Genomic DNA, 12,970 nt, shown 5'->3' with positions numbered 1-12,970 from the left:
TTTCTTTAAGGGATCTTATTACAGATGAGAGATAAGAAATATATAGAACCTCGTTTACATATTTTATTATAGAGATACTTCATTAATTCTATGTGAATATTTGGTAAAGGTTATGTAATGTTAAAGTTAATGAATATAAGTAATTTTATGGAGGAATATAAAAAAAGAGGCTGAGATTACTCAGCGCTCTTCTTTTCTTCTTTAATAGCTGTCTTTACTTCACCAGTTTTGATCTTGTTGCTTTCAGAGAAGCGAAGTAAGTCACCCTCAATGATTTTGTCAGACATGCTCAATTCATTTTGGGCACGATCAATAAGTGGTTGAGATTCTTCTTTTGGTAGTTGTACAACTTCGCCAGTAGCACGGTCGTAGAATGTACTGTTCGTGTACATGTACTTATCTGTAACGAAGCTACCATCACGAAGAACAACGAACCCTTTATTGTCAGGTGAGAATACGTCATGACCGAATCGAACGTCATTCGTAGAGTCTACACCAAGTAAGTTTAGAATAGTTGGTTTAATGTCAATTTCACCAGTTGGTTTTGAAATTGTTTTACCTTCTTTTTGACCTGGAACGTGAATAAACATCGGTGTTTTTTGTAAGTTCATATGGTCAAATGCAGTAATTTCTTCTTTTCCTAAGAACTGTGCCATTGCACGGTTATGGTTTTCAGAAATACCGTAGTGGTCACCGTAGAATACGATAACTGAGTTGTCGTAAATACCTTCTGCTTTTAGACGCTCAATAAAGTGTTTCATTGCTTCGTCTAAGTAGCGAGCTGTTACCATGTAACGGTCAAATACGCCATCACCAGAATTGTATTCATCAATTAATTTTGTATTGTCATCATAAGTGAATGGGTAATGGTTTGTTAAAGTAAGGAAGCGAGTATAGAACGGTTGCTTCACTTGTTTTAACATATCGATAGATTGATCAAAGTACTCGATATCTTTTAATCCCCAGTTTAATTTCGTTTCTGGCGTAATCTTATAGTCAAGCTCGTTGTAGTAACGATCATAACCAAGTGCCGGATACATAATGTTACGGTTCCAGAATGTTGCGTTGTTTGCGTGGAATACTGCAGTGTAGTATCCTTGCTGACGTAAAATTTCTGGAGTTGCTGTATATTCGTTGTTACCGTGTGTGAAGAATACAGCACCACGGTCTAGTGGATACATTGAAGTATCTACTAAGAATTCAGCATCAGATGTTTTTCCTTGCCCAGTTTGATGGAAGAAGTTATCAAAGTAATAACTTTCTTTCGTAAATTGGTTTAAGAATGGTGTAACTTCTTGTCCGTTAACTGTTGCACCGATTAAGAATGTTTGTAATGACTCAAGAGAGACAACGATTACGTTCTTCCCTTTTGCAGTACCAAACATATTTGGATCTGGTTTGCTTTGCGTTGTTTTTACGTAGTTCTCTGTTTCCTGTAACTTACTGCCGTCAGCAAATGCTTTTTGTGAACTTGATTTTGCTTGTAAGCCAAGATCATATACTTGGTGTACATATAAACCTAAGTTTTTAACAAGCATAACGCGGTCGAATGAACGTGTTAATAGTTCTGGACGCTCAGCTTCTGCCAATCCTAAGTTTGCGAAGAAAATAGCAATTGTTGACACGAAGTATAGGGAACGCATTGGGCGTGCTACACGTTCTGTCGGTGCAAAATTCTTAATCTTCTTCAATAAAATGAAGAATACGATAATATCAGCAAATGCAAGGATAATTTTGTAGTTAAACAATTCTTTTACACTAGAACCTAAACTTCCGAAGTTAGATGTTTGTCCTAGTACTGGTAAAGTAACGAAGTCATTATAGAATCCGTAGAACATTACGTTACCAACAAGAACGATTGTTAAGACAAAATTAATTCCAAGTGCTATATAGTTACGTTTTTTCCCTTTTGCAAATAATGCAAGACCAACAAGCAGTAATGATGCTGCTAATGGGCTCAGGAATAAAATGAATTCTTGCATGAAAGATTCAAGTTTTAAATCAAAGCTTGTGCGTGTAATAAGATATGTCTTCAACCATAAGGCTAAAGCTACGAATGCAGTGAAACGCACATTTTGAAATTGTGATTTCAAGGTTTCTTTCATTCATTTCCACCCTTTCTCTATCAGGCTTGGTCGATTTTGGAGCGAAAAATGCTAAAATAAAAAATACATAGTTTTCTTGGCCATAATTAGAGGTTCTATATTCACCCATATACGACTATAACTATGCATACCCTTTTAGTTTCTTGTGTTACTCATAAGCATAACGTCATTTCTGTATTATACAACAAAATTCATTTCTGAGAAACACTATAACATTTTACATTTTTTGTATAAGATTTGTCACTACCAGAGAAAACTTTAACATTCGTTTATATGTCCGTCAACTAGAAAATATAACAAAGGTAGAGCAGAATGTTAAGTGAAAGTGAAAAATCTCTTGTTGAGAAATAAGAAATGACAATGGGTAAGTGGTTATCTAGAAACCTATTATATGAAGGGAAGTATGTAAAAATTAACGAACACTTGTTCTTTTTGGGTTTGTTTGTTACAATGAAAGTTCATTGATAGATTATGTGTAATTTTGATGAACTTTTACTGAAAACATATTGTAGCTTATTTCTTTTAAAAAATAGGGAGGCTTTTACATGGAGCAAAAATTTTCAGTTGAAGCATTTTGGAAGAAGGTAAAACATGTCGCAAAGCAGGCAGGACAGTCAGTCATTTATGCAAGTTTATTGTTGTTTTACGTTTTGCAGAAACCAGATGTTCCAAAACGAGTGAAAATTATTGTAATTGGAGCACTTGCTTATTTTATTGCACCGATTGATGCGATTCCAGATTTCGTTGCTGGAATTGGTTATACGGATGATTTAGGGGCGTTAATGGCTGCGCTATTACAAGCGTCGCTATACGTCGATGATGATGTAAAAGATAAGGCGCGAGTGAAGTTGGCAGAATGGTTTGGTTCGGATATAGACACATCCTTTATCGATCAGAAATTAGATCAATAGGTGAGAACTGTCACATGGTGACAGGGCGAACGTAAGCGAGGAAGTGCATTATGCCATCAGGAAGAACGCATACGAAAATAAACTTAATATCCCTTCCGGTTGTTTTGTTTATGCTCTTTTCGTATGGACTAACAAATTTTGATTTTTTATTAACTTTTGCAATTGGCTTTTTAGTAGGTACTACATTTTTAACACCGGATTTAGATACGTATAGTAATGCGTATAATAAATGGGGATTCCTGCGTATATTTTGGTATCCGTATAAGAAGGTAATGCCGCATCGCTCCTTCTTTACACACACAATTATACTTGGTGATGTGATTCGTATTGCATACATGTTAATTGTGTTTTCTCCGTTTTTATTCCTATTAAATGTAATCGCGCTCGACGGGAATTTAATAGAAATGGCGAAGGAACATGAGGTTGAAATTGTAACGTTCGTAATGGGAATTGTTGTGGCAAGCACGCTTCACATTATAGCGGATAAAGTGAATACGCGCCGTAAGAAAATGATGAGAAAAAAGAAGAAACGCAGAAGATAAAAAAACCGTCCCAAAAAGGTATTTTGGGACGGTTTTTCTTTTTAATCAAACGTTTGTTTAAAAAGGAAATTAGGCTTTCAGTACTTTAATACCTTTCACGATGTTCCAAATGAAGTAGTATAAGCTAATGATTCCGCAAATACATAAGACAATCATTGCACCAATTCCAAATGTTACATCCGGCTGATCAGATCCAAGCCCCATAACTCCTAAAATAATCATGCCAATGAATGTAGCGATACTTGGGATAATGTGTGTCCATAGAGCACGTTTTGCATGTGGTTTCGTTTCCACATCTCCCACAATCCACACAATAATCGGGAATAAGATAGGGGCAAATAATACACTAAAGTATGATAAAGCTGCTAATATTTTGTTTCCGTTCATATATATCACCTCATAAATAATATCCGTTGTTATACCTTTATTATGCAGGAAAGGTAGCGAGCTTTCTATCGATGAACATGACAAGAACATGACGATTTTGTAAGATTTTTTCGTTAAATAATAAAGTGAAACTTTAATCAGTGGGGGCTTTTCATCCCCCACTGATTATTAGTTGAACCAATCGGACTTTTATGGGCAGTTGATCCCTCACCAAAACTCTTTGCTTTTGCTGAATTTTGAGGTGGGATCTTACTGCCCATTAAAGTCGGATGAAATTTTCAAAAAAATCTTTTTAAATAGAAATTGTTATGGTACAGTATAAATGAAAGTTGTTGAAAACGTTTTCTTAAACGTTTTTTATTTTTAGGTTGAAAGGTATGATGACCTGATAGTCTATTGATGAGGTTATTCTACTTAAAAGGGGATTCTTTAGGGGGAGAGAACAATGAACACATGGACACAAGTTTATGATCCGTTCGGAAACATTTGGATTTCGGCAGCGGTAGCACTTATTCCGATTATCTTTTTTTTCTTAGCTTTAGCAGTTTTCCGCATGAAGGGGTATGTGGCAGGATTTATTACAGTTGTACTTACAATTTTAGTGGCTTTATTCGCTTATAAGATGCCGTTCACAATGGCGATGGCAGCAACTGGATATGGTTTCTTATATGGATTATGGCCAATTGCTTGGATTATCATTATGTCGGTATTTTTATATAAAATATCTGTGAAAACAGGTCAATTCGATGTAATTCGTGCATCTGTACTATCTATTACGAATGACCATCGTTTACTCGTTATTTTAATCGGTTTTTCATTCGGCGCATTTTTAGAAGGGGCAGCGGGATTTGGTGCACCAGTAGCGATTACGGCAGCGCTTCTTGCAGGCCTTGGGCTAAATCCTTTATATGCAGCAGGTCTTTGTTTAATTGCAAACACAGCACCAGTAGCGTTCGGAGCGATGGGTATTCCGATTACAGTTGCCGGACAAGTAACAGGTATTGATCCACATAAAATTGGACAAATGGCTGGACATCAATTACCGTTCTTATCATTATTTGTTCCATTCTTTATCGTATTTTTAATGGACGGGGTGAAAGGGATAAGACAAACGTGGCCTGCTTTACTTGTAGCAGGTAGCTCATTTGCAATTACGCAGTTCATAACAGCGACATTCTTAGGACCAGAACTTCCGGATATTACGTCGGCACTTGTGAGTTTAGTTAGTTTAGCGCTGTTCTTAAAAGTATGGCAACCGAAAGAAATTTATCAATCTGGGCAAGCAAATAGAGAAGTAGCTGCAACAACAGCGGCATCGATGCCGAAATTAACATTGGGAAAAGTAGTAAAGGCATGGTCTCCATTTATCGTATTAACGGTTATGGTAGTCGTTTGGAGTCAAAGTTTCTTTAAAGCATTATTTGCTCCAGGAGGCGCGTTAGAAAGTCTTGTATTTAAGTTTGAAGTTCCAGGCTTGCACAATTTAGTAATGAAAGCAGAGCCTATTGTAAATACAGCGACGCCTTACGAGGCAATTTTGAAGTTTGATGTATTATCAGCAACAGGAACAGCAATTTTAATTGCTTGTATCATTTCCATGCTGATTTTGAAAATGAGTGTAAAAGATGCAGTGGTAACATTTAAAGAAACTTTAAGTGAACTTAAAATGCCAATTTTATCTATTGGATTTGTATTAGGATTTGCATTTATCGCAAACTATTCTGGGCTATCTTCTACACTAGCGTTAGCACTAGCAGGAACTGGCGGACTATTCCCGTTCTTCTCACCATTCTTAGGATGGATTGGCGTATTCTTAACAGGGTCTGATACGTCAGCGAATGCATTATTCTCAAATTTACAAGCAATTACAGCGCAGCAAGTCGGTGTATCTGAAGTACTTCTCGTTGCAGCAAATACAACGGGCGGTGTAACTGGAAAAATGATTTCTCCGCAATCGATTGCGATTGCTTGTGCAGCAGTTGGACTTGCTGGGAAAGAATCAGATTTATTCCGGTTTACAGTAAAGCATAGTTTGTTCTTCGTAATAATTGTGGGGATTATGACTTATGTTCAAGCTTATTATTTAACTTGGATGATTCCGTAAAGAGCGACAGAAATAAACTTTGCATTTTTCAGATTATCGTGTATGATGAGAAAGTATTGAAAATTAAATCAGTGATAAACTAGGGGTGCCTAACGTATGCGTAGGCTGAGAGAGAAGCGCGTGAACTTCTTAACCCTTTGGACCTGATCTGGCTCGTACCAGCGTAGGGAAGTTAACGGCTTTACATAATGATGTCTTTTATGAGCCAGGTCCTTATTTTTTTATGGACCTGGCTCTTTTTATTTTGGCATACGCTGGCCATATCTCGTCCTTGTCACGTACAGGGGGGCAACAAAGGTTATGAAACAGTCTGTTTCAGCTGAGCAAATTGAATTGAAATCGAGTTTACCAGGAAGTAAGAAAGTGTATGTGGATGGGCCACGCGAAGGTATGAAGGTGCCGATGCGTGAGATTGAACAAAGCGATACAAACGGCGTTCCGAATCCGCCAATTCGTGTGTATGATACGAGCGGTCCTTATACGGATCCAGAGTATAAAGTGGAGTTAGAAAAGGGGTTGCAGGCGCCGCGCCACTCTTGGATTCTAGAGCGCGGGGATGTAGAAGCATACGAAGGGCGCGAAGTGAAACCAGAGGATGACGGTGTGAAGGTGGCTTCAAAACATACACCTGTTTTCCCGCAGATGGATCGCAAACCGCTTAGAGCGAAGCAAGGTGCAAATGTTACGCAAATGCATTATGCACGTAATGGGATCATTACGTCTGAGATGGAATATGTTGCGATTCGTGAAGGAGTAGAGCCGGAGTTTGTTCGTAAGGAAATTGCGGAAGGTCGCGCTATTTTACCAGCGAATATTAACCATCCTGAAGCAGAGCCGATGATTATCGGACGTAATTTCCACGTGAAGGTTAATGCAAATATCGGAAACTCTGCTGTATCTTCTTCTATTGCAGAAGAAGTAGAGAAGATGACGTGGGCTACTCGCTGGGGTGCAGATACAATTATGGATTTATCTACAGGTAAAAACATTCATACGACGCGTGAGTGGATTATTCGTAACGCGCCTGTACCAGTTGGAACTGTACCAATCTATCAAGCTCTTGAAAAGGTAAACGGAATTGCAGAAGATTTAACGTGGGAAGTGTATCGTGATACGTTAATTGAGCAAGCGGAGCAAGGCGTAGATTACTTTACGATTCACGCTGGTGTATTACTTCGTTACATTCCCATTACTGCAAAGCGTACGACAGGTATCGTTTCGCGTGGTGGTTCGATTATGGCGCAGTGGTGTTTATTCCATCATAAAGAAAACTTCCTATATACTCATTTTGAAGAGATTTGTGAAATTATGAAGCAGTATGATGTTTCGTTCTCTCTTGGAGATGGATTACGTCCAGGTTCGATTGCAGATGCAAATGACGAAGCACAGTTCTCTGAGCTTGAAACACTTGGTGAATTAACGAAAATTGCTTGGAAACATGATGTGCAAGTGATGATCGAAGGACCTGGGCATGTACCGATGCACTTAATTAAAGAGAATATGGAGAAAGAGCTTGATATTTGTCAGGGGGCGCCGTTCTATACACTTGGGCCGTTAACGACAGATATTGCACCAGGTTATGACCATATTACATCCGCAATTGGAGCCGCGATGATTGGCTGGTTTGGAACAGCGATGCTTTGTTATGTAACGCCGAAAGAACATTTAGGTTTACCGAATAAAGATGATGTACGCGAAGGTGTTATTACGTACAAAATCGCTGCGCATGCAGCTGATCTGGCGAAGGGGCACAAAACGGCTCATCAGCGTGATGATGCACTTTCAAAAGCTCGTTTTGAATTCCGTTGGCGCGATCAATTTAATTTATCTTTAGATCCTGAACGTGCAATGGAGTATCACGATGAAACATTGCCAGCAGAAGGTGCGAAAACGGCTCATTTCTGTTCCATGTGTGGACCGAAGTTTTGTAGTATGAGAATTTCACATGATATTCGTGAATATGCAAAAGAAAATGATTTAGAAACGACAGAAGCAATTGAAAAAGGAATGAAAGAGAAAGCGAAAGAATTCAAAGACACTGGTAGTCATTTATACCAATAACACGTTACACCTCTTTACTTGATTGATCACGACGCTGTAGTACCTAACTTAAATATAGAAGAATCCCGCTTTGCTAAGACGGTAGCAAAGCGGGATTCTGTTGTTTATCCCGCTATTTGCGGGCAGTAAGACCCCACTGATTAAAGTTTCACTTTATAAGGCGAAGAAGAGATGTACCCAATAGAATAGCAGGAATAATGTGACGACTGTTGTGAGCGGAATGACGATAAGGGATACACTTAAATAGTCTTTCCATTTTACTTTAATTTTGTTTTGTCTCAAAATATACATCCAAATGAGGGAAGCTAGCGTACCGATTGGTAGTAATAGTGAACCGATGTCACTACCAATGATATTTGCGAGATAGATTGTTTTTAAAGTAATTGGATCTAGTCCCATTTCTGTTAATGTGATCGTACCAATCATAAGTGCAGGGTGATTATTGAAGACGTTGGAGAGGAGGGAAACGAGTCCGCCCATTGCAAAGCTAGCATAAAGTAGATGCTGATTTACAACTGGTTCAAGCCATTGGACAAGCGCTGCTGTTAGTCCTGCGTTGTGGAGCCCGTAAATAATGACATACATAGAGAAAGCAAAAATTAAAATGTGCCACGGTGTCTTTTTCAAAATGTCGACAGGGTTTGTTCGTAAGTAGTACCATCTCCAAATGAGAAGAACGAGTGAACCGAGTACAGCAACAATCTCGATTGGGATGGATAAGAAGGATGCAACGAATAGAAGACAGCGCATAAGGAAGACGAAGCCTAATACTTTTAGCATGAACCTTGTCCGTTTTTGCTTGGTATCAACTGAATTTTTTCCTTTTAACGGATGAAAGTTTTTCGTGAAGAATATTTCTTCAATATCATATGAAGAAACAGGCAATTTTTTCGGAAGTTTTTTCTTCAAAACCGTATACATAAGCCATGACATAAACAATAGTCCTAATGTTGCAGGTACAAACATCATAGCAGTATGCATATAAAGAGTCATATGGACGATGTTTAATGCAATTAAATTTACGATATTACTTACACCAATTGGTGCGCTAGATGCAGTAGCGATTAAAGCACCGCTTAATAAATAAGGAATTTGTTGATGCGGTTTTAATTGAAGATTTTTTAGGAGAAGAATTAAAATTGGCGTTGTAATTAAAATACTACCATCGTTATTAAATAAAAGAGTCATAAGAAAACATAATAATTGAATATACCAGTATAAGCGGCGACCGGAGCCTTTTGCTAAGTTTGCAAGTTTCGCTGCGGACCAGTGGAAGAAACCGAAGCTTTCTAATATAACCGCCATAACGATAGTTGCTAATATTGTTATGGAGGCACCGCCAATTTTACTAATAATGTCCATGACGTCTGGTTTTGATACAAGTCCAGTAATCAAGATAATGCCAGCGCCAATTGCTGCTGGCCACGCCTCATTTAAACCGCGAGGCCGCCAAAAGATAACGATCATCGTTAAGAAAAATACAATAATAGTAATCCATATTTCAATACTCATATTTTACCTACCTTTCTACTTTTCCTTAAAGCAATGTAGCTTGTCTCAAGGTTTGTATTGGTAGTATATTCAGCAAAAAATAAGAAGAACTAGACGTATAACGGAGTGCAATGAATATGTGTTTTTCAAGTTATGGGACAAGTATCTTTCTTAGTGAAATAACTATTGTGAGAGGAGTCTAGAAATTAATGGGGCAGTAAGATAGTAAATGAAATTTACATAGGTGATTATGGAGATATATCAGCGATTATTGAAATATATCAGCGCAACTCAAAATATATCGGCGCAACTCAAAATATATCAGCGATTTTTAAATTATATCGACTTATCGACAAAACATGACAAAAGGAGCCCATCCCAAAATACCTTTTGGAACAGGCCCTACAATATTATTTTTCCTTCAAAAAAGTTCGATCCTTCAAGAATAAATTCCAGAAGAAAATAAATCCTGGTAATAAAATTGCAATCCCAATTGCATATAGAATAAGCAATGCATAGAATGTTTCGACCGTTGTAAAGCTTGTAAATACAGTTACATCAGGATAAATAATATACGGTAAATGCGCAACGCCGTAAGCATAACTTGCAAATGCATATTGAGCGACGACTGCTAAAACGGCAATGCGAGGGTATCCTAGTGTGCCATACTTCTTGTTTGTCCACCAAAGAGAAGAGTACCCGATAACGAATAAAACGATAGAAACTGTAAACCACGGGAATTGCTTTATGAGCCCTTGCATAAGCCAGTGTGTTTCCGGATCCATTACAACGAGGGCGATAATCGCCGTAACGAGTGTTGCAGGACCAAGGATGATGGCGTTTCTTCTATAAATTCTATACGAATCTTCTGAACCTTGCTCTCTCGCAAAATCAGCAAGAAAGAGGGAGGAAAGAAATAATTCTGAAGTTAGCCCAAAGAGCATATAACAGTAGATCACCGGGCTAGAAAGAAGTTTTCCATACAGGAGTACTTCTTTTCCTTCAGACATTGTAATATAAGCCCCTTCTGTAACAGGTAAAACGGTAATTAATAAGGCTGGAATTAAGAGCCCAGTAATACCTGAAATAACCCGAAGGAGGTACTGATATTTTGGCAAAGAGTAAGCAAATACCATGAATGTACTGCGAATTGCAATGAGTATTAAAATTAACATAACTGGTACGAACATGACTGTCGCAAGGGTGAAAGCGGCTTTCGGAAAGAAACCGAGAAAAGCGACAACGACAAAGACGAGAAATGTATTTGTTACTTCCCAAGTCGGTGATAAGTATCGGTTGGCAAGTTTGGCAGCGAGCGTTGGATGTTTTGCGTATACCATGCCCCAAAAACCTGCTCCAAAATCGATGGACCCTAATATACTGTATACGAAAATAAGAGCCCATAAGATGATGATTGCAATACTTTCCTCATGCACGAGAATCGCCTCCTTCGTGATGTAAATCATTTGTAAGCGGATGTTTCTTAAAGAATGTCCGTAATACGAAAACTGTTAAAATACCGAGTCCAATATATAAAATGATGAATAGAATAAATAAAGGACCGACAAAATCAGCGCGTGTAGAAGCGTCGACTGTACGTTGCATACCGTAAATGGTCCATGGCTGACGACCGCTACAGCTGAAAATCCACCCAAATTCAATGCCGAGCATCATAACTGGTCCACATGCGGCAGCTCCCCAAAGAAGCCACTTCGGTAGCTCTGTTCCTTTTTTTCGGTAAACAAAGTACCAATATAAGAGGGCAATTGCTGCAACTGCAAAGGTAAAGGCAGCAGTGCCGACCATTAAATTGAACAGTGTATGCGTGTAAAATGGTGGCCATGTTTCTTGTGGAAATTCCTTTAGTCCTTTTACGACAGTGCTAGGGTCTAGTCCTACTAGTAGGCTAAGCATGTTCGGAATTTCTAGTGCGTAGTTTAGTTCAAGTGTGTTAGGATCTACAACGCCGCCAATTGATAACGGTGCATGTGATGTCGTTTCAAATAAAGCTTCAGCAGATGCCAGTTTTTCAGGGGAATGCTTATGTAAAGCAATTGCCGATTCGTGTCCCGAAAGCCACATCGTAGCGCCTGTAATAAATGTCACGACGAGTCCTAACAGTAGTCCTTTTTTATGATATGCCACTTCACGTTCACTTACATTCTTCTTTAATAATTTAAATCCGGCGATAGAGGCAATGACGGCAGCTCCAGTTGCGTAGGCTGTAATCACAACGTGGAATGCGCTCGTGCCAAAACTCGGATTAAAGAAAGCTTTCCACGGATCAACGTTAAAAACGGATCCATCTGGCCCCATTGAAAAGCCCGCGGGTGTATTCATCCATGTATTTGCCGATGTAATAAGCACGGCAGATGCCGTGGCACCAATCATGACGAAGAATAGCGAGATTAATCTCATGAATGGAGGTAGTTTGTCAGCTGCATATACATAAATGGACATGAACAAAGCCTCTAAAAAGAAGGCGAAAATCTCAATTTGAAAGGGCACAGAAATAACCTGCCCAACAATTTTGGCAAAACCAGGCCAAAGCAGTGAGATTTGCACACCAACGATTGTTCCCGTTGGAATTGCTACACCGAGAAGGATGGCAAAGGCCTTTGTCCATCTTTTCGCCATAATGGCGTAGTCGGAATCTTTCTTCCAGTGATAGAGTATTTCACTTATAAAAATCATTAATGAAAGTCCGACACCAAGTGTTGCGAAGATAATGTGGAATGCTAGTGAAGAACCGAAAAATGCTCTTGCTAATGTTACCGTATCCATATGTAGACTCCTCTTCTTTTTGCCATTATTTTCTGATTGAATTGGAAGATTTATTCAAAAAAACTACCAAAAATATATATGTATTTAAAAAGTGAATATGATAATATAATGTTGTAATATTTTGAATAAAAAGAAATATGTAGTTTCTCATGTTTTGTTTGTTTTTTTAGCGGGAATATTTTATAATCTTTTATGCGAACATAAGTTCTGTTTTGAAGTGAAGAAGTTTATGTGAAATGGAGAGGATGTTTTATGTATCCTGAAGTCATTAAAAAGATGGCATTTTCAAAAGAGCATAGAGATTTATTATTGAAGCTGTATAATAAAGAGATTACACGTAGTGAGTATGATCGACTCGTGGAATCGTTATATAGACCTTCTAAAGAGGCTTGTGAGTGATAGAGGAACGGGAGACAATCTAATAGGTTGTCTTTTTTACATTTACGTATGTTCTGGTAAAATTAAGGATAGCCTTACTAGGGAGGAAATAACAGTAAATAAGAATCTATAAAAAACTATAAAAATTTACAATTACAGGTTTTATATTTTACAGAATTCAACCTATAATATTTTCAGGTGATGAAA

Annotated in this window: 10 protein-coding genes and 1 riboswitch; of the genes, 5 read left to right on the top strand and 5 right to left on the bottom strand. The window is 38.2% G+C overall.

Annotated elements, in window-relative coordinates:
* Window positions 1–176: 176 nt before the first annotated feature.
* Window positions 177–2,105 (bottom strand): LTA synthase family protein, encoded by a 1,929-nt coding sequence (locus tag PDK19_RS08465; RefSeq protein ID WP_000665328.1) that lies wholly within the window; start codon window positions 2,103–2,105, stop codon window positions 177–179.
* 545 nt (window positions 2,106–2,650) lie between these two features.
* Between PDK19_RS08465 and PDK19_RS08460 the strand changes: the two genes are divergently transcribed.
* Both PDK19_RS08460 and PDK19_RS08455 read left to right on the top strand, forming a co-directional pair.
* On the top strand, window positions 2,651–3,016 hold the full coding sequence (locus PDK19_RS08460) for a YkvA family protein (RefSeq protein ID WP_000435502.1): 366 nt from the start codon (window positions 2,651–2,653) through the stop codon (window positions 3,014–3,016).
* A 50-nt stretch (window positions 3,017–3,066) separates the two neighbouring features.
* Window positions 3,067–3,558 carry a metal-binding protein gene (locus tag PDK19_RS08455; RefSeq protein ID WP_001139083.1) on the top strand — a complete coding sequence of 164 codons (492 nt, stop codon included), beginning with the start codon at window positions 3,067–3,069 and terminating at the stop codon, window positions 3,556–3,558.
* A gap of 69 nt (window positions 3,559–3,627) precedes the next feature.
* Here PDK19_RS08455 and PDK19_RS08450 read toward each other — a convergent pair whose 3' ends face one another.
* Window positions 3,628–3,945: a DUF4870 domain-containing protein gene (locus tag PDK19_RS08450; protein WP_014893409.1), complete on the bottom strand. Its 318-nt coding sequence runs from the start codon at window positions 3,943–3,945 to the stop codon at window positions 3,628–3,630.
* A 445-nt stretch (window positions 3,946–4,390) separates the two neighbouring features.
* Here PDK19_RS08450 and lldP point away from each other — a divergent pair, with 445 nt between their 5' ends.
* Both lldP and thiC read left to right on the top strand, forming a co-directional pair.
* Window positions 4,391–6,049: an L-lactate permease gene (gene lldP / locus PDK19_RS08445; protein ID WP_049112456.1), complete on the top strand. Its 1,659-nt coding sequence runs from the start codon at window positions 4,391–4,393 to the stop codon at window positions 6,047–6,049.
* Window positions 6,050–6,120: 71 nt separating this feature from the next.
* Window positions 6,121–6,236, top strand: a riboswitch (TPP riboswitch).
* Between the two features lie 113 nt (window positions 6,237–6,349).
* On the top strand, window positions 6,350–8,110 hold the full coding sequence (gene thiC, locus PDK19_RS08440; RefSeq protein WP_000814473.1) for a phosphomethylpyrimidine synthase ThiC: 1,761 nt from the start codon (window positions 6,350–6,352) through the stop codon (window positions 8,108–8,110).
* Between the two features lie 153 nt (window positions 8,111–8,263).
* Here thiC and PDK19_RS08435 read toward each other — a convergent pair whose 3' ends face one another.
* From PDK19_RS08435 to cydA, 3 genes are all read right to left on the bottom strand, one after another.
* On the bottom strand, window positions 8,264–9,622 hold the full coding sequence (locus PDK19_RS08435; protein WP_000021131.1) for an arsenic transporter: 1,359 nt from the start codon (window positions 9,620–9,622) through the stop codon (window positions 8,264–8,266).
* Between the two features lie 389 nt (window positions 9,623–10,011).
* A complete protein-coding gene (locus tag PDK19_RS08430) occupies window positions 10,012–11,037 on the bottom strand; it encodes a cytochrome d ubiquinol oxidase subunit II (RefSeq protein ID WP_014893410.1) in 1,026 nt (341 codons plus the stop codon).
* Window positions 11,030–12,385, bottom strand: coding sequence for a cytochrome ubiquinol oxidase subunit I (gene cydA, locus PDK19_RS08425; RefSeq protein ID WP_000381964.1), 1,356 nt, complete (start codon window positions 12,383–12,385; stop codon window positions 11,030–11,032). The genes PDK19_RS08430 and cydA overlap by 8 nt, the downstream gene beginning before the upstream one ends.
* 252 nt (window positions 12,386–12,637) lie before the next feature.
* On the opposite strand from cydA, the gene PDK19_RS08420 reads away from it, so the two are divergent.
* Window positions 12,638–12,784, top strand: coding sequence for a hypothetical protein (locus PDK19_RS08420; protein ID WP_000283183.1), 147 nt, complete (start codon window positions 12,638–12,640; stop codon window positions 12,782–12,784).
* Window positions 12,785–12,970 lie beyond the last annotated feature (186 nt).

This window comes from Bacillus cereus group sp. BcHK124, from assembly GCF_027712065.1.
Classification (GTDB): domain Bacteria; phylum Bacillota; class Bacilli; order Bacillales; family Bacillaceae_G; genus Bacillus_A; species Bacillus_A pacificus.
This window is presented reverse-complemented; position numbering and strand designations above follow the sequence as displayed.

Coding starts and splice junctions, on each gene's coding strand:
- PDK19_RS08465 (WP_000665328.1), bottom strand. CDS start 2,105: ATGAAAGAAACCTTGAAATCACAATTTCAAAATGTGCGTTTCACTGCA.
- lldP (WP_049112456.1), top strand. CDS start 4,391: ATGAACACATGGACACAAGTTTATGATCCGTTCGGAAACATTTGGATT.
- PDK19_RS08460 (WP_000435502.1), top strand. CDS start 2,651: ATGGAGCAAAAATTTTCAGTTGAAGCATTTTGGAAGAAGGTAAAACAT.
- cydA (WP_000381964.1), bottom strand. CDS start 12,385: ATGGATACGGTAACATTAGCAAGAGCATTTTTCGGTTCTTCACTAGCA.
- PDK19_RS08455 (WP_001139083.1), top strand. CDS start 3,067: ATGCCATCAGGAAGAACGCATACGAAAATAAACTTAATATCCCTTCCG.
- PDK19_RS08450 (WP_014893409.1), bottom strand. CDS start 3,945: ATGAACGGAAACAAAATATTAGCAGCTTTATCATACTTTAGTGTATTA.
- PDK19_RS08435 (WP_000021131.1), bottom strand. CDS start 9,622: ATGAGTATTGAAATATGGATTACTATTATTGTATTTTTCTTAACGATG.
- PDK19_RS08420 (WP_000283183.1), top strand. CDS start 12,638: ATGTATCCTGAAGTCATTAAAAAGATGGCATTTTCAAAAGAGCATAGA.
- thiC (WP_000814473.1), top strand. CDS start 6,350: ATGAAACAGTCTGTTTCAGCTGAGCAAATTGAATTGAAATCGAGTTTA.